The organism is Vibrio aquaticus (genome assembly GCF_003970385.1).
GTDB lineage: Bacteria > Pseudomonadota > Gammaproteobacteria > Enterobacterales > Vibrionaceae > Vibrio > Vibrio aquaticus.
Map to the genome: position 1 here is coordinate 1 of NZ_RXZH01000115.1, position 309 is coordinate 309.

Genomic DNA, 309 nt, shown 5'->3' on the forward strand with positions numbered 1-309 from the left:
TTAAATTTAGAGTGAAAAGAGTTGGAAAGAAGTGGTTAATAATAGATTACCAAGGGAAATAGGTAAAAGAAATTTCCATCCAAGATTTAATAGTTGATCCATTCTTAGCCTAGGTAAAGTCCATCTTGTTGCGATAGAAACGAACAAAAGTTTGATAACTTTAGCTAATGTAATAAAGATACCAATTGTTGTTCCAAAAATTTGATCCCTTTGAAATAGCTCCAGAATAGATATATACGGAATAGAAATATTCCAACCGCCTAAGTATAGAACTGTTACAAATAATGAGGAAATTAATAGATTTAGATA

General features: G+C 29.8%; 1 protein-coding gene. It reads right to left on the minus strand.

Features of this window, described 5'->3' with window-relative positions; all coding sequences use genetic code 11:
* Positions 1–6: 6 nt before the first annotated feature.
* Positions 7–309, minus strand: a 303-nt coding sequence (locus EJ063_RS21920; RefSeq protein WP_208640392.1) for an NADH-quinone oxidoreductase subunit H, incomplete at its 5' end; no start/stop codon positions are given.